Annotated in this window: 16 protein-coding genes; 11 read left to right on the forward strand and 5 right to left on the reverse strand. The window is 64.7% G+C overall.

Features of this window, described 5'->3' with window-relative positions:
* Positions 1-40: 40 nt before the first annotated feature.
* A complete protein-coding gene (gene rnd, locus SH584_RS00620) occupies positions 41-1210 on the reverse strand; it encodes a ribonuclease D (RefSeq protein ID WP_324807754.1) in 1170 nt (389 codons plus the stop codon).
* Positions 1211-1327: 117 nt separating this feature from the next.
* Between rnd and aspS the strand changes: the two genes are divergently transcribed.
* Both aspS and SH584_RS00630 read left to right on the forward strand, forming a co-directional pair.
* A complete protein-coding gene (aspS, locus tag SH584_RS00625; protein ID WP_324807756.1) occupies positions 1328-3118 on the forward strand; it encodes an aspartate--tRNA ligase in 1791 nt (596 codons plus the stop codon).
* An 85-nt stretch (positions 3119-3203) separates the two neighbouring features.
* Entirely contained in the window at positions 3204-3974 is a 771-nt protein-coding gene (locus tag SH584_RS00630) for a polyphosphate kinase 2 family protein (protein WP_324807758.1), read from the forward strand.
* Between the two features lie 6 nt (positions 3975-3980).
* Here the strand turns inward: SH584_RS00630 and greB are convergent, their stop codons facing one another.
* The gene (gene greB, locus SH584_RS00635) at positions 3981-4481 is read right to left on the reverse strand and encodes a transcription elongation factor GreB (protein ID WP_322840696.1); all 501 of its coding nucleotides are present in this window, start codon (positions 4479-4481) and stop codon (positions 3981-3983) included.
* Positions 4481-6457 carry a lytic transglycosylase domain-containing protein gene (locus SH584_RS00640; protein ID WP_324807761.1) on the reverse strand — a complete coding sequence of 659 codons (1977 nt, stop codon included), beginning with the start codon at positions 6455-6457 and terminating at the stop codon, positions 4481-4483. The genes greB and SH584_RS00640 overlap by 1 nt, the downstream gene beginning before the upstream one ends.
* A 92-nt stretch (positions 6458-6549) precedes the next feature.
* Here SH584_RS00640 and dapA point away from each other — a divergent pair, with 92 nt between their 5' ends.
* The 7 genes from dapA to recA all read left to right on the forward strand — a co-directional run bounded on the left by dapA (position 6550) and on the right by recA (position 14579).
* Positions 6550-7422 (forward strand): 4-hydroxy-tetrahydrodipicolinate synthase, encoded by an 873-nt coding sequence (gene dapA / locus SH584_RS00645; protein WP_324807763.1) that lies wholly within the window; start codon positions 6550-6552, stop codon positions 7420-7422.
* 51 nt (positions 7423-7473) lie between these two features.
* The gene (smpB, locus tag SH584_RS00650; RefSeq protein WP_322840693.1) at positions 7474-7956 is read left to right on the forward strand and encodes an SsrA-binding protein SmpB; all 483 of its coding nucleotides are present in this window, start codon (positions 7474-7476) and stop codon (positions 7954-7956) included.
* Entirely contained in the window at positions 7949-8524 is a 576-nt protein-coding gene (locus SH584_RS00655; protein WP_324807766.1) for a DUF2062 domain-containing protein, read from the forward strand. The genes smpB and SH584_RS00655 overlap by 8 nt, the downstream gene beginning before the upstream one ends.
* 74 nt (positions 8525-8598) lie before the next feature.
* Entirely contained in the window at positions 8599-10614 is a 2016-nt protein-coding gene (locus SH584_RS00660) for a M13 family metallopeptidase (RefSeq protein ID WP_324807768.1), read from the forward strand.
* Between the two features lie 39 nt (positions 10615-10653).
* The gene (locus SH584_RS00665) at positions 10654-13008 is read left to right on the forward strand and encodes a response regulator (RefSeq protein ID WP_416385179.1); all 2355 of its coding nucleotides are present in this window, start codon (positions 10654-10656) and stop codon (positions 13006-13008) included.
* A 61-nt stretch (positions 13009-13069) separates the two neighbouring features.
* Positions 13070-13405: a response regulator gene (locus tag SH584_RS00670; protein WP_324807772.1), complete on the forward strand. Its 336-nt coding sequence runs from the start codon at positions 13070-13072 to the stop codon at positions 13403-13405.
* A 106-nt stretch (positions 13406-13511) separates the two neighbouring features.
* Positions 13512-14579: a recombinase RecA gene (gene recA, locus SH584_RS00675; protein WP_322840688.1), complete on the forward strand. Its 1068-nt coding sequence runs from the start codon at positions 13512-13514 to the stop codon at positions 14577-14579.
* A 51-nt stretch (positions 14580-14630) separates the two neighbouring features.
* On the opposite strand, the gene SH584_RS00680 is transcribed toward recA, so the two are convergent.
* Positions 14631-15881 (reverse strand): multidrug effflux MFS transporter, encoded by a 1251-nt coding sequence (locus SH584_RS00680; protein ID WP_324807775.1) that lies wholly within the window; start codon positions 15879-15881, stop codon positions 14631-14633.
* Positions 15882-15952: 71 nt separating this feature from the next.
* Between SH584_RS00680 and SH584_RS00685 the strand changes: the two genes are divergently transcribed.
* Positions 15953-17206, forward strand: a complete 1254-nt coding sequence (locus tag SH584_RS00685) for a M24 family metallopeptidase (protein WP_324807776.1) — start codon at positions 15953-15955, stop codon at positions 17204-17206.
* Between the two features lie 53 nt (positions 17207-17259).
* Positions 17260-18582 carry a dicarboxylate/amino acid:cation symporter gene (locus tag SH584_RS00690; RefSeq protein ID WP_322840685.1) on the forward strand — a complete coding sequence of 441 codons (1323 nt, stop codon included), beginning with the start codon at positions 17260-17262 and terminating at the stop codon, positions 18580-18582.
* 3 nt (positions 18583-18585) lie between these two features.
* On the opposite strand, the gene SH584_RS00695 is transcribed toward SH584_RS00690, so the two are convergent.
* On the reverse strand, positions 18586-20625 hold the full coding sequence (locus SH584_RS00695) for an elongation factor G (protein ID WP_324807777.1): 2040 nt from the start codon (positions 20623-20625) through the stop codon (positions 18586-18588).
* Positions 20626-20720 lie beyond the last annotated feature (95 nt).

Below are 20720 nucleotides of genomic sequence, written 5' to 3' on the forward strand. Positions count from 1 at the left end.
GGAGATAACGCGCGACGCCGTCGCCTTGGTTCCCCCCCGCCTAATTCTCGATGCGGCTGAGCTTGAGCTTGCCGTTTTCGGTGGCGAAACCGATGCGGCCTTCGACCAGGTCGAGCGCGTCGCGCCCGAATTCGTCGAAGCGCCAGCCCGAGAGGATGTTAAGCTGTTCGCGAACGCCCGCCGCAAGCGATTCCAGCTCGTCTGAGCGCGCGATGAGCTTTGCTGCGACGCCGGCTTCCTTGGCGCGGATCTTGAGCAGCAGCTTGAGCAGGTCGCTGACCAGCGCGGCGTCCTTGGTCAGGCCGGGTCGGCGAGGTTCGCGGTCGGGCAAGTCTTCGGGACCGAGCGGGGCCGACTTGGCGAGTGCGGCCATCATGCGCGCACCAATGTCGTTGTTGCGCCAGCCGGCGGACAGGCCGCGAACCTTGCCGAGGTCTTCCTGGGTCTTGGGCGGGTGGCCGGCGATGTCGGCCAATGTGTCGTCCTTGACGATGCGGCCGCGAGGCAGGTTCTTTCCGCGCGCTTCGGTTTCGCGCCATGCCGCGAGGGCCTTGAGGCGTCCGAGGACGGCGGGATTGCGGCTCGGCAGCTTGAGGCGTTTCCACGCATCCTCGGGCGGAAAGGCGAAGCTCGACGGATCGGCGAGGCGCTCCATTTCCTCGTCGAGCCACGCACCGCGACCGGTCTTCTTGAGCTTCGCGACAAGCTTCGGGAAGATGGTGGCGAGGTGGGTGACGTCGGCAATCGCATAGTCGATCTGGCGCTTGTCGAGCGGGCGGCGCGACCAGTCGGTGAATCGCGCGCCCTTGTCGAGCGTGTGGCCGAGCACGCTTTCGACGAGGTTCGAATAGCCGATCTGCTCGCCATAGCCGAGCGCCATCGCCGAAATCTGAGTGTCGAACAGCGGCACAGGCACCTTGCCGGTCAGGTTGTGGATGATTTCCAGGTCCTGCCCGCCGGCGTGGAAGACCTTCAGCACCTCGTCATTCTCGACCAGCAGGTCGAGCAAGGGCGTGAGGTCGAGGTCAGTCGCCATCGGATCGATCGCCGCCGCCTCGTCGGGGGTGGCGATCTGCAGCAGGCATAGCTCCGGCCAATAGGTGTTCTCGCGCATGAACTCGGTGTCGACGGCGACGAAGTCGTGGGCGGACATGCGTTGGATGAGAGCGGCGAGGGCGTCGGAGGTGGTGATCAGCGGGTGAATTTTCATGTGCGCGCGGCCATAGCCGCCCTTGCGCGCCTTGACAAAGCGCTTCCTGAAAGGCGAAGCGCCGCCGCACGATTTCGCCGCGCCAAACGGCCCTTTTCCAAGCGAGTTCAACGAACCATGCACGCCTATCGCACGCACAGCTGTGCCGACCTTACCGCCTCCGACGTGGGGTCGACCGTCCGCCTGTCGGGATGGATCCACCGCAAGCGCGACCATGGCGGCGTGTTGTTCGTCGATCTTCGCGATCATTACGGGCTGACCCAATTGGTGTGCGCGGCGGGCAGCGACGCGCTGAAGGCGCTCGATTCGCTTCGCGCCGAATCGGTGGTGACGATCACCGGTATCGTCGTCGCGCGCGAAGGCGGTGCGGTGAACACGCGGCTCGCGACGGGCGAGATCGAAGTGCAGGTGCGCGAGGTCGAGGTGCAGTCGTCGGCGGCCGAATTGCCGATGCCGGTCGCGGGCGAAGCGGAATATCCCGAGGATATCCGTCTCAAGTATCGCTACCTCGACCTTCGCCGCGAGCGACTTCACCGCAACATCATGCTTCGTTCCAAGGTGATCGCGTCGGTCCGCCAGCGCATGATCGACCAGGGCTTTACCGAATTCCAGACGCCGATCCTGACCGCGTCGAGCCCCGAGGGAGCGCGCGACTACCTAGTCCCAAGCCGCGTCCATCCGGGCAAGTTCTACGCGCTTCCGCAGGCGCCGCAGATGTTCAAACAGCTGCTGATGGTCGCCGGGTTCGATCGCTATTTCCAGATCGCGCCGTGCTTTCGCGATGAAGACGCGCGCGCCGACCGTAGCCCGGGCGAATTCTACCAGCTCGATTTCGAGATGAGCTTCGTCACGCAGGACGACGTCTTCAACGCGATCGAGCCGGTCCTGGCGGGACTGTTCGAGGAGTTCGCGGACGGAAAGACGGTTACCGCTGCAGGCGATTTCCCGCGTATTCCCTATCGCGAGGCGATGCTTCGCTATGGCAGCGACAAGCCCGACCTTCGCAATCCGTTGCTGGTCCATGATGTCGGCGACCACTTCAAGGGTTCGGGCTTCGGCCTATTCGCCGGGCTCGTCGAGAAGGGCATGGTCGTTCGCGCGATCCCGGCGCCGGGCACCGCCGAGAAGAGCCGCAAGTTCTTCGATGAGATGAACGACTGGGCGCGCGGCGAAGGCTTTGCCGGTCTTGGCTATGCGACCCGCAAGGGCGGCGAGTGGGGCGGGCCGATCGCCAAGAACCACGGCACCGAGGGCATGGACAAGATTGCCGAACAGCTGGGCATCGGTCCCGACGACGGCATCTTCTTCGCCGCGGGCCCCGAGGGTCAGGCCGCCAAGCTGGCCGGCGCAGCGCGCACGCGCGTGGCCGAGCAGCTTGGGCTGATCGAGGAAGGCGCGTTTCGTTTCTGCTGGATCGTCGATTTCCCGATGTTCGAATATGACGAGGACGCGAAGAAGGTCGACTTCAGCCACAATCCCTTCTCGATGCCGCAGGGCGGGATGGAAGCGCTGGAGACCAAGGATCCGCTCGACATCCTGGCGTGGCAGTATGACATCGTCTGCAACGGCGTGGAATTGAGCTCGGGCGCCATCCGTAACCATCGTCCCGACATCATGTACAAGGCGTTCGAAATCGCCGGTTACACGCCGGAAGAGGTCGACACCAATTTCCCGGGCATGATCGGCGCGTTCAAGTTCGGCGCACCGCCGCACGGCGGATCCGCGCCGGGCATCGACCGGATCGTCATGTTGCTGGCCGACGAACCGAACATCCGCGAAGTTATCGTCTTCCCGATGAACCAGAAGGCCGAGGATCTGTTGATGAACGCTCCGGCCGAGGTGACGCCGAAGCAGCTGAGGGAACTGTCGATCCGTATCGTCGGGGACGGAGCGCCGAAGCCCGCGTAAGTGGCTTTGCGGCATTCGTGCCACAACAGGACGAGTTGATTAGGGCCCGATTGCGAGGCGTATCCATTTTGGTTACGCATCGCGGGTGTCGATCGATTTAACGAAATTTGAACGCGGACAAGCGTTCGACGGTGATGCTTCGGCGGCGCTGGCCGGTCTGCAGGCGAGGTTGGCCCGGCTGCAGCTGTCGCAAATCGTTCATCGACGCCGAGCGATTATCCTGGTTGAAGGATGGATCGGGGCGGGCAAGAAGGCCGCGCTGCGGCGCATGGTCGGCGCTTGGGATCCGAGCCATTTGCAGGTCGTTCGTGTCGCCGCGCAGGAAGCCGACGACCATGGCCGCCACTGGTTGGCCCCGTTCTGGGGAAGCCTGCCCGCGGCGGGCGACACCAGCATTTTCTATCGCAGTTGGTATCGGCGGATCGTCGCCGATCGGCTGTACGGCGCGCTCGACGACAAGCGCTGGGCGCGCGCCTGTGACGAGGTCAACGAGTTCGAATCGCAGCAGCGCGACCATGGCACGCTGTTGGTGAAGCTGTTCTTCCACGTGTCGGGCGAGCGTCAACTGGCGGTGCTTCGCGAGCGGCAGGAGGACGAGTGGCGCCGCCATTTGCTGTCCGAAGAGGACGTTGCGGGGCTTGGCCAGCGCGAGCGCACGACTGAAATCCTTCACGACCTGTTCGCGCAGACCGACACGCGCTGGGCCCCTTGGACGGTGATCGACGCGGCCGACGAGATGGCGGGCAGCCTGGCAGCGTTGACGGCGGTTGCGGACCAGATGCAAAAAGCATTTCCGCAAAGCCCGCCTGCGCAGGGCGATACCGTCATTCATTTCCCGCACAAGAAGCTTGGCTGACCTCGCTCAGTCGGGATAGCGAATCGCAATGATCTCGTAGGATTTTTCGCCAGCGGGCAGGCGGACGATGCGTTCGTCGCCGACGCGGGCGCCGATCAGCGCGCGGGCGATCGGCGCGATCCAGCTGATCCGGCCGGCAGTGGCGTCGGCTTCGTCCATGCCGACCAGGGTCAGAATACGCCGCTCATCTTCCTCGTCGGCGACTTCGACGGTCGCCCCGAAGCGCACGCGGTCTCGCTCGGCCTGCGCGGCGGGATCGACGACCTTGGCCTGCTTCATCACCTTCGAAAGATAGGACAAGCGGCGGTCGATCTCGCGAAGGCGTTTGCGACCGTAGATATAGTCGCCGTTCTCCGATCGGTCGCCGTTGCCAGCGGCCCACGAAATGACGTCGACCAGCTTGGGCCGTTCGCTTCCGAACAATTGCTCATATTCTGCCCGGATTGCCGCGAAGCCGGCGGGCGTGATGAAGCGGGGAGGGCGGTCGCTGCCGCCTTCATCCGCCATCAGCCCGGCCGCGACGCCTTGCCGAGGTAGGCCGAGATGTGGACCGGCTGCGGGGTTCCCAGCGACGGATTGAGGCGGTCGTAGACGACGCTGTTTTCAAGGACACGCTGCACGTAGCCGCGGGTTTCCTCGAACGGGATCTTCTCGATCCACGACACGATGTCGACGTTGCCACGCGGGTCGCCATAGGCGCGAACCCATTTGCGGACGTTGCCTGCACCCGCATTGTAGCTTGCGACCGCGAGTGGATAATTGCCGTCCCATTGGGCAAGCAAGCGCTGGAAGTAGGCGCTGCCGAGCATGACGTTGTACGACGGATCGGACGTCAGGCGGCCATAGTCGTAGCCATAGCCCATCTTGCCAGCCTGCTCTCGCGCGGTTCCGGGCATCAACTGCATCATTCCGCGTGCCCCGGCGTGACTGACCGCGGCGCGGTCGAAGCTCGATTCCTGGCGAGTGATGCCATGGACCAGCGACCAGGTGCGGCCACCGGGGACGCTCGACGAATGCGTCGGGAAGGCAGGGCGGAAGTAAAAGGCGCTGCCCGAGTTGCGGGCCGAGCGTGCGGTCCAGACGGCAAGGTCCTGCCGCCCGATCGCGGTCGCCATTTCAGCGGCGAGCGCGCGGTCCTCGGTCGTCTTCAGATCCTCGGTGAGGGCGCGGATGAACAAGCTCTGCTCGTCGCGGCGGCCCTGCGATTGCAGAATCCGCACCGCGCGGACGAGACGCTTGTTCTGGAATGCCTGTCGCTGCGCCGGTCCCGCCAGGGCGGCCGACGCCGCCGCCGGTGCGGGAACGGCGCGACCGAGCCGTTCGAGCGCGAGTTGGCTGTAGAAAAGTTCGGGTGTCGCGGCCGCGCTCTCGAAATAGGCACGGGCACGGACGGGATCATTGGCCTGCGCCGCGGCGCGACCGGCCCAATAATAGCCCTTGCTGGCGACCTGGAGCGAGCGACCCCCCTTCGCGTAGCGGTCGAACATCGCCATCGCATCGCGCGGGCGACCGAGCCGTTCCAGCGCAGCCATCCCAGCGGTCCAGGTGAGCGTCGTATATTTGTCGCGGACGCCGTAGCTTTTCATGCTGAGGTCGACGCCGGGCGCGAAGCTGTCGTCGACCTGACGGGCAATGTCATACGCCGTCTGGAATTGCCGATCCGCCATCGCGGCCTTCGCCGTCAGCTCGAGCATCTCGTAGAAGCTGTCGACGTTGGTCGGACGGTGCACGAACCGATGGGGTCGGGCGAGCAACTGGCGAGCGGCCTGTTCGCGGTTGGTGGCGCGGAAGTAGCGCGCGCGGTCCATCAGCAGTCCGGCGTCGGTGCTGACCTGACCGGCGACCGCCGCGAAACGCACTTCCGCGTCGGGCATCTGGCTGAGCAGGGCAATGCGCGCGCTGAGCGCGGGACGCCGCGCGGCGCTGGTCCACGGCAGCATTCGATAGGCGTCGGTGGTCTTGCGAGCGAACAGCAACGCATCGACTCGCTTGTCGTGATCGTCGGTGGTCAGGCCGGACGCGAAGCGCGCGAAGAGCGATTGTTCGTCGTAGGCGGACAGATCGCCCGACGCCCAGGCACTGCGAGCGGCGGCAAGCGCCTCGACCTGTCGCCCGGTCGCCGCGTAGGATTCGGCCAGGCGCGCCCAGCCGCTGCCGCTTTGCGGTTCGGTCGAAGCGAAGAAGCTCAGCACGGTGGTCGGCACCTCGCCGGCGCGCATCTGTTTCTCGGCGGCGCGGCGCATCGCGGTCTCGCCCGGCCAACCCGGATTGCCGATGATGAAGCGGGCATAATCGCCGAACGCGTAACCGTCGCTCTGCCGAAGCCGGCGCCAGTCGTTGAGCGCGTAGCCTACGTCGTAATTGGAGCTGGCGGCGACCGGCGCGGGTCGCAGGGCGGGGTAGGGCTGTTGCTGGACGGCGGCGCCGGCGACGGTCGACAGCAGGAGCGGGACGATGATTGCGATTGGCCTCATAGTGGACATTCTCACTCCCCCGTCATTATCAGGTGCTGAACAACGCACCGCGATTAGTTAATTCTAACCACGCGCGTCTCATCAGGTGAAGGAAAGAATCCATGTTTTTCGGGTCGATACCGGCATTGGTGACTCCTTTTGCGGCGGGGCGAGTGGATGAGGCGGCGACCCGAGTCTTCATAGAGTGGCAGATCGACGAGGGCTCGAACGCGCTCGTTCCGTGCGGAACGACCGGCGAGGCGGCAACGCTTTCGCCCGAAGAGCATCGCCGCGTGATCGAGATCGCGGTCGAGGTCTCCCGTGGCCGCGTGCCGGTCATTGCCGGCTGCGGCGCGAACGACACGCGCCATGCGATTGCGCTGACGCGCGCTGCGAAAGAAGCAGGGGCTGACGCGGCCCTGCACGTGCCACCCTATTACAATCGCCCAAACCAGGACGGCATATACGCCCATCTTTCGGCGGTCGCCGACGAAGGCATCCCGATCGTGCTGTACAACGTGCCGGCGCGCACGGTGACGGACATTTCGGTCGAGACGATGGCGCGCCTGTCGCGGTTGCCGAACGTCGTCGGGGTTAAGGACGCGACGGGGAATCTTGCGCGCGTGTCGGCGCAGCGCGAGGCCTGCGGCGCCGAGTTCGTCCAGCTGAGTGGGAACGACGACATGGCGCTCGGCTTCAGCGCGATGGGCGGGAAGGGTTGCATCTCCGTCACCGCCAATGTCGCGCCGAAGCTTTGCGCGCAGTTTCAGGAGGCAATGCGCGAAGGCCGCTGGGACGAGGCGCTGCAGCTCCAGGATCGACTTTTTCCGCTGCACACGGCGATGTTCACCGACGCATCGCCGGGCCCGGTCAAATATGCGCTGTCGAAGGTGCGACCCGACTTCCCGACCGAACTTCGTCTGCCGATGACCGAGCCATCGGCGGCGTCGAAGGCCGCGGTCGATGCGGCGCTAGTCCATGCCGGTTTGATCTAGGCCGCGACGGAGCGCTTTGCAGGTGGCATCGGGCCGTCTAAGGCGGCGATCATGTCTGCGTCACCCGCTACCCCATTCGACAAGGCCAAGGTCGTCGCCGAGAACCGGCGCGCCCGGTACGAATATTTCGTCGAGGAGCGGTTCGAAGCCGGAATCGAGCTCAAGGGCACCGAGGTCAAGGCGTTGAGGACCGGCGAAGGATCGATCGCCGAGAGCTACGCGATGGTCGAGGGCGAGGAAGTCTTCCTCGTCAATTCGTCGATCCCGCAATATGGCAATGCCGGTTATTCCAGCCACGAACCGCGTCGCCGTCGCCGCCTGCTGCTGCGCGCCCGCGAGATTGCCAAGCTTTACGGCGCGATCAATCGGCAAGGCCTCACGCTGATCCCGCTGTCGATCTACTTCAACGGTCGCGGTCGGGCCAAGATCGAGCTTGCGCTCGCACGCGGCAAGAAGGTCCACGACAAGCGCGCGACGATCAAGGAACGCGACTGGAAGCGGGAGCAGGGACGCATCCTGAGGCATGGTGGCTGAGGCCCCCAACTTCTGGCAGCGCTTCATGCACCGTCACGCGCCGACGCGCGAGCAGGTGGTCGAAAGCCGATTCCTCCGCCCGTTCGGCGAGCGGATCAAGCGGTCGGACTTGTGGCGATTTACCCGCCGCTCGGTTCCCCGGGGCGTGTTCGCGGGCCTGCTGATCGGGATCTTCCTGATGATACCGGGCCTTCAGATCGTCGGCGCGGCGCTGCTGTCGATCCCGATGCGGGCCAATATCCCGATCGCGGCGGCGATGACCTTTTTGTCCAACCCGCTGACGACACCCTTTTTCCTTCTCGCCGCGATCCAGGTCGGCAACCGGCTGGGTTTCCACGCGGACATCGCTTCCTACCAGCGGCTGATGGCGAGCAAGGCGGATCTTGGTGAATGGGTTGGCTGGCTGCTGTCGGACGCGGCACCCTCGCTGATGTCGGGACTGTTCGTCCTTGGCCTTGGCGCGGCGTTGATCGGCTATCTGGTGTCGCTCGTCGGATGGCGGTGGTGGGTCGGACGCAAGTGGCGGCAGCGTGTGTCGCGTGACAGCGCGAGTCGCGCGATCGATTAGATTTACGACATGGGAGAGTGAGCATGGGTCGTTGGATGATGTTGTTGGCGGGTTCGACCGCTCTCGTGGGATGCATGGCGACGACGGCGCCCGAGCCTACTCCGGTCGCCAGTGCCGAGGCAGTCGCCGAGCCGGCCGCGCCCGAAGCGCCGAAGCCGCAACTGGGCACCTTCGGCTTCGATACGGCGGGCATGGACACCACCGTCCTGCCGGGAAACAACTTCTACCAATATGCCAACGGGACTTGGGCGAAGAACACGCCGATCCCCGCCGACAAGTCCAACTACGGCATGTTCGGCGCGCTCGACGATCTGTCGCGTGAGCGGACCCGCGTGATCATCGAGGAAGCGGCGAAGGATCCATCGAACAAGATCGGCGCGGCCTATTCCACGTACCTCGACACCAACGGCATCGAAGCCAAAGGCCTCGCGCCGTTTCAGCCGTGGCTGGGCGAGATCAAGGCGCTCGACAACCGCTCGGGCTATGCCTCGCTCCTGGCGAAGGCCGGTCGCTACGGTATCGGGACGCCGTTCGGCCTCGGCATCGGGCAGGACGACAAGAACCCCGATCGCTACGTCACCGGTCTTTACCAGGGCGGGCTCGGCATGCCCGACCGCGACTATTATCTGTCGGCCGATCCCAAGATCGTCGCGACGCGGACGCGCTATCTCGAGCATCTCACAACGATGATGACGCTGGCCGGGGAGGCAAATGCCGCCGCCCGCGCCAAGGCGCTGCTCGATTTCGAAACGCAGATCGCGCGCGTCCACTGGACGCGCACCGAGAGCCGTGACGCGACCAAGACCTACAATCTCATGTCGCTCGCCAAGCTTCGTGCGGCGTCGCCGGGCTTCGACATGGCCAGCTATATCAGCGAAAGCGGGATCCGCGCCGACGAGGTCAACGTCGCGCAGCCCAGCGCGATCACCGGGATTGCCCGGATCGTCTCGCGCGCACCGCTTGGCGTTCTCAGGGACCAACTGCTGATCCGCTCGCTCGACAGCTATGCGCACGTCCTGCCCTCGGCGATCGATCGCGAGAATTTCGCCTTCTACGGCACGACGCTGTCGGGCACGCCCGAGCAGGAAGTGCGCTGGAAGCGGGGCGTCAGCTTCGTCACCGGCGCGCTGTCGGACGATGTCAGCAAGATTTACGTCGAGCGTCACTTCCCGGCGGAGACCAAGGCGGCCGCGGACGCGCTGGTGAAGAATGTCGTCGAGGCGATGGGCCGCCGGATCGATGGCCTCGCCTGGATGGCGCCGGCGACCAAGCAGCGTGCGCGGGCCAAGCTTGCCAACTTCACCACCAAGATCGGCTATCCCGATCGCTGGCAGGACTATGCCGCGCTGACGATCACGCCGGGCGACGCGCTCGGTAACGCGCTGCGGGCGGCCGAGTGGCAGCACCAGGATTCGGTTTCAAAGCTTGGCCAGCCGATCCGTCGCTGGGAGTGGGGAATGACCCCGATGACGGTCAACGCCTATGCCAATTTCGGCATGCAGGAGATCGTCTTTCCGGCCGCCATCCTTCAGCCGCCCTTCTTCGATCCGAATGCCGATCCGGCGGTGAACTATGGCGGCATCGGTGCGGTCATCGGTCATGAGATCAGCCATCACTTCGACGACCAAGGCGCGAAGTACGATGAGCGCGGGCGGCTTCAGGAGTGGTGGACCGACGCCGATCGCAAGGCCTTTGCGGCATCAACCAAGGCGCTGGTCAGCCAATATGACGCGTACCAGGTCTTCCCGGGTGCGAACGTGAAGGGCGACTTCACGCTGGGCGAGAATATCGGCGACCTTGCCGGCCTGACCGTGGCGTATGATGCCTACCGCCATTCGCTGAACGGTGCGCAGCCGGTTGAGATTGACGGGACGACCGGCGACCAGCGCTTCTATCTGGGCTGGGCGCAGGTATGGCGTCGCAATTATCGCGAAGCCAATCTGCGTCAGCGCTTGATCACCGATCCGCACTCCCCGTCGGAGCAGCGCGTCGCGGTCGTGCGCAACCTCGACCCGTGGTATGATGCGTACAAGGTGCAACCGGGACAGGCGCTTTACCTGTCGCCGGAGCAACGCGTCAGGATCTGGTAGGCATTGCTATACGAACAGTTCGACCGCGCTGACGCCGACCTGGGTCGTGACGATACTCGCTGGCTGGTGCCGGCGCTCGTCGCGGCCGCGGCGGCCAGCGGGGCCGTGCTGTTCTTCCTGATCGACCAGCCGGTGTTCGGCGCGCTCTTCCTTGCCGGTTTCGTCGCGATGCTAGTGGCAGCGTTCGTCGTCGAGCGGCGCGGCGCCAAATCGGTGGTGGTCGAGCCACTGCCCGTCGCCGATCTGTCGTTGATCGGCGCTACGCTGGCCCTCCTTCCCGAACCCACGGCACTCACCAATGCCGAGGGGACGCTGCAATCGGTCAACGCGGCCTTTCGCGATCGCTTCGGCACCGAAGTCGCGCCGACCGACATCGCGGAGGGGGCAGCCAGAGAAGAGCTAGTGAAGGCGCGCGAGGCGGCTTGGCGGAATGGCCAAGCTTCGAGTGGCGCCCTGTCGGTGGCGGGGCACAATGTCGTCGTTCACGTTCAGCGCGTCGGGCTGCACCGCGACCAGCTGCTCTGGCATTTCGGATCGGAAGCAGCGCCCAGTCCGCTCGAGGTGGCGTCGCTGCAGATTGCGGGCGAGACCGGCACTCGACTGGCGAGCGCGGGCGTGATGGCTGCGCTGGTCGACGACGATGGACGATTGATCGCCGCCAACAAGAGCTTTGCCGATCGGGCATTGGGGCACTCGGCAAGTCAGGAGTCGCCGCGGCTCGACGAGTTGATCACCAGTGTCGATGGCGGGGTGCTTCATCTGGTGGCCGAGGGGGCAGACGCACCGGCATTGCGCGGGGTGCATCTGCCGATCGACCCGACTTCGGGTAGCGAGGCGGGGACGCTGATGCTGTTTGAGCAGGGGGGCAGCGCGAGCATGTCCACCTCGACCAATGTCCAGGTTCTTCTGGAAATGCTGCCGATCGGGCTGGCGCTGGTCGACCGCGATGGTCGCTTTCTGACGGTGAACCGGGCTTTCCGCATTGCCGGCGGGTTGGGCGAAGAGGTGATGCCGACCTATCCGGGCGACCTCGTCGTCAAGGAGGACAAGGGACCGGTTGCCGACGCGGTTCGCCGCAACGCGCGCGGCCCATCGATGTCGAGCGATCTTCCTGTACGACTGGCGCATCAACCGACCGAGCCGGTCGCGCTCACCGTTGCCGGGCTTCGTGGCCTTGGCGATGCCGCCGTCCTCTTGCTGCTGAAGGACAATAGCGAGGAAGCGAAGCTCAAGCGACAGGTCGCGCAGGCAACGAAGATGCAGGCGGTCGGACAGCTTGCGGGCGGCGTCGCGCACGATTTCAACAACATCCTGACCGCCATCATCGGCCATTGCGATCTGATGCTGATGCGTCACACGCCGGGCGACAGCGATTACGACGATATCCAGCAGATCAAGTCGAACTCGAACCGCGCGGCGGGATTGACCCGGCAATTGCTGGCCTTCTCGCGCCAGCAGACGCTGCGACCGCAGATCCTGCAGCTTCCCGACGTCGTCAGCGAGGTCTCGCACCTACTCAAGCGCCTGCTCGGCGAGACTGTCGAACTGGTAGTGAAGCACGGCCGCGACCTTGGCGCCGTCCGAGCGGATCCGGGGCAGCTGGAGCAGGTGATCGTCAACCTATCGGTCAATGCCCGCGACGCGATGGCGGAGACCGGTGGCGGCGTGCTGACCATCCAGACCTATGCGGTTCGCGCAGACCAGGTTGCGGACCTTGGCAGCGATATCCTCCCCATCGCGGACTATACCGCCCTGTCGATCGCGGACACGGGCAGTGGCATCGCGCCCGCGATCCTCGGCAAGGTGTTCGAGCCGTTCTTCACGACCAAGGAGGTCGGCAAGGGCACGGGGCTGGGCCTTTCGACCGTCTACGGGATCGTAAAGCAGTCGGGAGGGTACATCTTCGCCGATTCCAAGGTGGATGCCGGGACGCGCTTCACCATCTACCTTCCGGTCTATCATTCCGATCCCGAAGCGAAGTCGCCGGCCAAGGCATCGCGCGGGTCGCGCCCGGACACCGAATTGTGGGGAAGCGGCACGATCCTATTGGTCGAGGACGAGCCGATGGTCCGCACCGTTGCCGAACGCGCGCTGACCCGGCACGGCTATCACGTCCTGACCGCGACCAACGGCGAAGAAGCGCTAGAGATCGTCGAGCGGGGCGACGAGATCGCATTGTTGATTTCCGACGTCGTCATGCCGCTAATGGATGGGCCGACGATGGTGCGGGAGGCTCGCAAGTCGCGCCCCGAGGTGCCGATCCTATTCATGTCGGGCTATGCCGAGGAGCAGCTTCGCAATTCGATCGACATCGAGAATGTGGCGTTCCTTCCCAAGCCGTTTTCGGTCCAGGAATTGGCCGAGGCCGTCCGCCGCGCGCTCAACCAGAAATAAGTCTTTCCTATGCCGTAACGGATGCTATTGCCGCGCGATGATGTCGGGCAAGCGTTCCATCTTGATCGTCGAAGACGAGCCGCTGATCGCGATGATGCTGGAAGATTTCATCTTCTCGCTGGGCCACGATGTCAGCGCCAATTGCGACACGGTCGAGAGCGCGCTGGGCGAAGTGGGGAAGGGCGGTTTCGATCTCGCCATCCTCGACGTTAATCTGAAGGGAGAAAGCGTGTGGCCTGTCGCGACCGCGCTTCGTGAACTGGGTAAGCCGTTCGTCCTAGCTAGCGGCGGCCATGTCGATCCGCCACCTAGCGAATTCGAAAATGTGCCGATGATCGAGAAACCCTACACCATCGATCGCGTCTCCCCGATCATTGAAAAGGCACTCGCGGGCTAAGCCTCGCCTCCTCACAGTTCTGCTCTTGTTCTTATGGAACAAACAAGGTACGCACCGCTTTCGAACACGTCGCCGGACCGCGACGATTGACGGAAGGATGATGGGCATGGCAGCGCAGTTGAAAGTCATTGGCACGAGTGGAGACAGCGTGAGCACGGATCGTCAGAAAGCATTGGAAGCCGCGCTCGCGCAGATCGATCGCGCGTTCGGCAAGGGCTCGGCCATGAAGCTGGGCAGCCGCGAGAAGATCGAGATCGATACCGTGTCGACCGGAAGCCTGGGGCTCGACATTGCTCTTGGCGTCGGTGGCCTGCCGCGCGGCCGCGTCGTCGAGATCTACGGGCCGGAAAGCTCGGGCAAGACGACGCTTGCGCTGCACGCGATTGCCGAGGCGCAGAAGGAGGGCGGAACCGCCGCCTTCGTCGACGCAGAGCATGCGCTCGACCCGGTCTATGCTCGTAAGCTGGGCGTGAACATCGACGAACTGATCGTCTCTCAGCCCGACACGGGTGAGCAGGCGCTCGAAATCGTCGACACGCTGGTGCGTTCAAACGCGATCGACGTTCTGGTGGTCGATTCAGTTGCGGCGCTTGTGCCGCGCGCGGAAATCGAAGGCGAGATGGGCGACAGCCACGTTGGCCTTCAGGCACGCCTGATGAGCCAGGCGCTGCGCAAGCTGACGGGTTCGATCAGCCGTTCGCGCTGCACGGTCATCTTCATCAACCAAGTCCGCATGAAGATTGGCGTGATGTACGGCAATCCGGAAACCACGACCGGCGGCAATGCGCTGAAATTCTACGCCAGCGTTCGTCTCGACATCCGGCGCATCGGGCAGATCAAGGATCGTGACGATATCGTCGGCAACACGACCCGCGTGAAGGTTGTGAAGAACAAGGTCGCCCCGCCGTTCAAGCAGGTCGAATTCGACATCATGTACGGCGAAGGCGTCAGCAAGGTTGGCGAGATCCTCGACCTTGGCGTCAAGGCGGGCATCGTCGACAAGTCGGGTGCCTGGTTCAGCTACGACTCGATCCGAATCGGTCAGGGGCGCGAGAATTCGAAGGTGTTCCTGAAGGAAAATCCCGAGATCGCGCAGCGCATCGAGAATGCGGTACGCGGCCGCAAGGAAGAGGTCGCCGAAGCGTTGATGGTCGGGCCTGACGGCGACGAATAAGCGTCGCCGCCCACAAGAAGTGAAGGGGACGCGTGATGCGCGTCCCCTTTTTCATGCGCGGAGTACGGGGGGCTCGATCGGTCCGAAAAAGCGTCCGCGCTCGATGATCAGGACCGCGATCAACGCGACGATCGAGCAAGCTGCCATTCCGGCTAGGAACGGGATCTGCGTTCCATCGAAGCTTTGGCCGATGACGAACCCGATTGCGGCGCCGCCGATCGTCTGGATCGTGCCCTGCACTGACGAGGCGGTGCCGGCGAACTTGGCCATGTTGGTCATCGCCAGCGTGCCGAAATTCGACGAGGTGAAGGCGAAGCTTCCCATCGCAAGCGCTTGCAGGACGACGAACATCCACAATGTCTCGCCCATCGTCACCGCAATAAGCAGATGGCCAACCGAGGCGATGACGAAGGCAATCAGCCCGGCATGCCCGACCCGGCGCAGTCCGAAGCGGCCGACCAACCGCGAGTTGAGCCAAGAGCCGAACGCCATGGGCGCCGCGACCGCGGCGAAGACGGCGCCGATCGCTGCAGGTGCCTGGAACGTGTCGAACACGATCTGCTGGATCGAGGCGATGTAGCCCGTCAGCCCCCCGAACACTGCCGTCAGCCCGAGCGTGTAGCCCAGCGAAAGCCGCTCGCGCAGTGACGCCCCGACCGCGGTGCCGATCGTCCGCCACTCCAGCAGCCTGCGGTTGTCGGGGTGCAGCGTCTCGGACAGCCGGGCGTAGCTCCATAGCCACATGATCAGTGCGTAGACGGCGAGGACGATGAAGATCAGTCGCCAACTTCCAACCAGCAGGATCAGTTGCCCGACGCTGGGGGCCAGCATCGGGATGAGCATGAAGACCATGAAGACAAGGCTCATTACCCGCGCCATCTGCTCGCCTTCGAACAGGTCGCGGACCATCGCGGTGACAAGGACGCGGGTAACGGCGGCGGAGGCGCCCATGCCGAACCGCGCCGCGACGAGGATGGTAAAGTCGCTGGCGAAGCCGCACAGCGCCGCGAAGACGCCGTATAGGATGACGCCCAGCGCAAGGATCGGCTTGCGCCCGAAGCGATCCGCCAACGGACCCCACAGCAATTGGGTCGAGCCGAAGCCCGCCATGTAAAGGACAACGACAAGCTGGCGTCGGTTTTCGTCGGTGACGCCAAGCGATTCGCCGATTGCGGGCAGCGCGGGAAGCATGGCGTCGATCGCGAAAGCGTTGAGCGCCATCAAGCCGGCCAGAAGGGCGACGGTCTCCCGGGCGCCGATCCGGCGTTGGCCGGCGCGCGACTTGGGCATTTCGAAGGGCATTAGACCTCGCTGGCGAATGTTGCTCGCACGTGCAACAAGTGAAGGTGCCTTTTGTCTCCGGGAGAGTAAAATTGCTGTCGATCAGTCGCCGCCGCTGGATCCAGGGCTCGATGGCACTGGCCGCTTCGGCCGCAGCACCGGCCCTGAAGGCGCAGCCGTCGACGTCGCGGGCGCTGCCTGCGCCAATCGGTAAGGCGGAGCGGATGGCGCGCCTAGCCAAGGCGCGTCGCCTCATGGAGCGAGAGGGGCTTGGCTCAATCATCATCGAGCCGGGCGCCAGCCTCGATTACTTCACGGGTGTCCGCTGGAGCCGATCCGAGCGCCTGACCGCCGCGGTGATCCCGGTATCCGGTCCCCCGCTGATCGTGACCCCTTTTTTCGAGAAGCCCTCGGTCGCTGAAAGTCTTCAGGTCGATGCGGACATCCGCACGTGGGACGAGCATGAGGAACCGCTACGCACGGTCGCGGGCATCCTTCATGAAACGAAGGTCGCGGGCCAGCCGATCGGGATCGAGGAGACCAATCGCTTCTTCATCGTCGACCGGCTGAAGCAGCAATATCCCAAGGCGGTCACACGCAACGCCAACGGCGTCGTTCGCGGGTGCCGGATGATCAAGTCACCGGCCGAACTCGCGTTGATGCAGGAAGCGTCCGACATCACGCTCGATGCCATTCGTGAGATGCACGGCAAGCTGAAGTCGGGGATGACTCCGGACGACATTTCCACCCTGCTCGAGCAGGCGATGGTCAGCCGCGGTGGAAGCAGCCCGTGGGCGCTGGTCTTGATCGGGGAGGCAGCGGCCTATCCGCATGGCAGCGGAAAGCCGCAGGTCTTGCGCCCGGGCGAAATTTTGCTGGTCGATACAGGCTGCGCCGTGCGCGGATATCAGGCCGACATCTCACGCACCTTCGTGTTCGGGGCGGCGCCGACTGCCGATCAGCGGCGCGTGTGGGAACAGGTCGCGCAAGGCCAGAAGATTGCGATGCAGGCCGCGCGCATCGGTGTCACCGCGGGCAGCGTCGATGACGCTGTTCGCGCCGCTTATACGCGCTGGGGCTATGGCCCGGACTACAAGCTTCCCGGCCTGTCCCACCGCACCGGGCATGGGATCGGGATGGAGGGTCACGAACCGATCAATCTCGTCCGCGGCGAGGCGACCACGCTTGCTCCGGGCATGTGCTTTTCGAACGAGCCGGGGATCTACATTCCGGGCAAATTTGGGGTCCGGCTCGAAGACTGCTTCCACATGACGGCCGCCGGACCCAAGTGGTTCAGTGTGCCGCCTGCCTCGATCGACGACCCGTTCGGACGCTCCGGCGCTTGACGCGCCGCCTCCGCACCGCAACACACGGCGGCGAATAACGAGGGGACGACCGAATGACGAAGACCGAGCGCAAGGGCATCGCGCTGCAATGGCAGATGCTGATCGGCTTCCTCGTCGGATTGATCGCAGGCCTGATCGCCAATGCCGCGGGCGGCGGCGACGCGCCGTGGGTCGATGCGATCACCACCTACGTAACCGGGCCGATCGGCCAGATCTTCCTTCGCCTGCTGTTCATGCTCGTCATTCCCTTGCTCTTCTCGGCGCTCGTCGTCGGAATTGCGGAGATGGGTGACGTCCGGTCGCTGAAGCGCGTTGGGCTGAAAACCCTGTTCTTCACGGTCGCGGTGTCCGGGATCGCGGTGGTGATGGCGCTGTTCTTCACCAACCTAATCCAGCCCGGTGCGGGCGTCGACCAGGCACTGGCGGCGCAGCTACTTGCCGATGCGCGTGAAGGGGCGGGCGCGATCCTCAGCGGTCAGTCGGAGAAGCCGCAGGGTGTCAACGCGGTGCTGGCGATCATCCCCAACAACGTCGTCGCGGCGGCCGCGGACAACGACATCCTTGCGGTCATGTTCTTCGCGCTGATCTTTGGCATCGGCCTGTTGATCACCGACAGCCGCCCCGCGCAGGCGCTTCAGTCGGCGATCGAAGGCATCTTCCATGTCGCGATGACGCTGATCTCGATCATCATCAAGTTCGCGCCGATCGCCATCGCCTGCTTCATGTTCAACCTGTCGGCGGTGTTCGGATGGGAATTGCTGCTGCGGCTCGGCGCGTATGTCGGGGTCGTCCTGCTTGCGCTCGGCACACAGATGTTCGTCGTCTATCCGCTGGTGATCAAGTTCGCCGGCAAGATGTCGCCGCTGTTCTTCTTCCGGCAAAGCCAGGAAGCAATGGTCATGGCGTTCTCGACGGCCTCGTCGAACGCGACGCTGCCGACCGCGCTTCGGGTGGCCGAAACGAAGCTGAACCTGCCGCCGCGCGTGGCGCGCTTTGTGCTGACGATCGGCGCGACCGCCAACCAGAACGGGACCGCCATCTTCGAAGGCGTCACCGTGCTGTTCCTCGCGCAATTCTTCGGGGTCGAGCTGAGCCTTGCGCAACAAGCGCTCGTCTTGTTGGTCTGCATCCTCGGCGGCATCGGTACCGCGGGCGTTCCCGCCGGATCGCTACCAGTCGTGGCGTTGATCCTGGGCATGATCGGGGTGCCGCCTGAAGGAATCGGCCTCGTGCTCGGCGTCGACCGCTTCCTCGACATGTGCCGAACGACGCTCAACGTCACGGGTGACCTCGCCTGCGCGACCGTGGTCAGCCGCGGTGAGGAGGATGTCCCGGCGACGATCGCGACCGCACCGGAAAGCGCGGCCGCGATCTGATCGTCAGGCGGGCTCGGCGACCTGCTGCTTGCAGATCTTGTCCGCCAGCGTACCGTTGAGTTCGGCGAGATGGTCGAACGCCGCCTCGTAGCTGGCGAGGCCTTGGCTCAGCGAGCGTAGCTCGGCTTCAAGGCCGTCGAGCTCATTTTCCGGAACGAGCGCCTCGATCCGGTCCCAACCCGTCCACCCGTCGCGCGGGGCTAGCCCCAGCATTTGGCCGCGACGGCTTGCCACCGCCGACGAGACGCGACTGGTGGAAGAGGCGGGCGTGACCAGCACGAGCTTGTGCACCGGTTCGAGCAGATGCGCGGCGGCCACGGCCAAGGCGTCCTGCATCGCCATCCGTCCGGCGAGACGAAAGGCCAGCTCACTGGAGTCGACGCTGTGATAGCTGCCGTCGGTCAGCGTGACGGCCACGTCGACGACGGGGAAGCCGAGCGGTCCCTTGACCATCGCGTCGCGAACGCCTTGCTCGACCGCCGGGATCCACTGCTTGGGCACCGCGCCGCCGGAGATGTGCTCGCCGAACTTGAAACCGGCGCCGCGCGACAGCGGCCGGATTTCGATGACGACGTCTCCGAACTGTCCGTGTCCACCGGACTGCTTCTTGTGCCGTCCGCGCTGCGTAACGGGGCGACGGATCGATTCGCGATAGCCAATCGACGGTTGGCGGTGCGCAACCTCGACCCCGTATCGGCGCTTTAGCTTGGCCAGGCTGGTGCGAAGGTGCTCTTCGTTGACCCCGCGCAGTCGCATCTCGTGCGCCGACTCGTCCTGCTCTAGGCTTAGGCTTGGATCTTCCTCGAGGAGGCGGCCAAGCGCGCCCGACAGCTTGACGTCGTCCTTGCGGTCGGCCGGTTCGATTGCGAGCGTGCAATTGCGGGCGGGGAGGTCGAGCTCGAGCGGCGGGGGCAGGGGTCCTGCGCCAAGCCATTCGCCGGAATGAACCGCATCGACCTTGGCGACCGCGATCAGATCTCCATCGTTCGCTTCCGTGACCTTCGACGTTCGCTCGCCCTGCACCGAGAATAATGCGCCGAGCCGACCAGAGGCATCCGACGCGGTTCGGTAGTCGGTCCCCTCGCGGATCGAGCCACCAAGCGCGCGGGCCAGGGCGAGGCGACCCACCGATCCACCGTGCGATATCTTGAAGGCATATAAGGAGGGTGCTTCGACACCTAGTCGCAGCGCCGTGTCTCGGGGTCCCGGGGCTTCGTGGCGAAGGGCCTTGAGCAGCCGCCTGACCCCCCACCCATTCTGCGCCGACCCGAAGAGCACGGACACGCCGAGATTGTCACTGGTCTCCCGCTTTAGGTCGGCGAAGATCGCGGCAGGCTCTGGGACTTGGTCGTTCAAAAGCTGCTCGAGCAATTGATCATCATGGTCGGCCAATTGCTCGAGAAGATGGGTTCGCGCCTCCGCTTCGCGGGCGGCGACGTCGCCGGGGATGTCGATCGGTTGCGACGGCTTCCCGGGCACATAGTGATAGGCGCGTTCGAGCGCGACATCGACGAAACCGGTGACCTTGTCATTCTCCCGGATTGGAATTTGGCGTCCGATCAGCGGCGACACGCTCATCGGCTGCAAGGCTTCCAGCAGGTCACGGATCCGCCCGTGGGCTTGATCGATCCGGTTGACGAAGATGATGTGAGGAATGCCCTGCTCGTCGAGCATCCTCAGTGCGGGGGCCGCGAGCGCCGCGCGGGTCGGGTCGGGGTCGACGACGACAATGGCGAGGTCGGCCACCGCAACGCCGCGCGCAGCGTCGGAAGCAAAACCGATCGAGCCGGGAGCATCGATGATGGCGAAATGTTCGCCGAGATAATCGAAGTGGAGGACGTTGGTTTCGGTGGACCCGCCGCGCTGGCGGGCTTCGGCGCTGGAATCACCGATGCTGGTCCCGGCGGCGACCGAGCCTTGCCGGTCGATCGTTCCGCTGGCGAAGAGCAGCGCTTCCGCCAGGCTGGTCTTTCCGGCGCCGGCCGGTCCGACCAGCGCGATGACCCTCGTGCCTTGGGTGTTCTCCGATGCTGTCTTGGGCATGCGACTATCCTCCTCCGTGGTGGCGAAGGCGCCGAGTCGCAGGCAGCGGCCAGGCGCTGTGCAAGATCGGAGGGTCGGACTCACTGACCCCAAAA

This window comes from Sphingomonas sp. LY29, assembly GCF_035593985.1.
Classification (GTDB): domain Bacteria; phylum Pseudomonadota; class Alphaproteobacteria; order Sphingomonadales; family Sphingomonadaceae; genus Sphingomicrobium.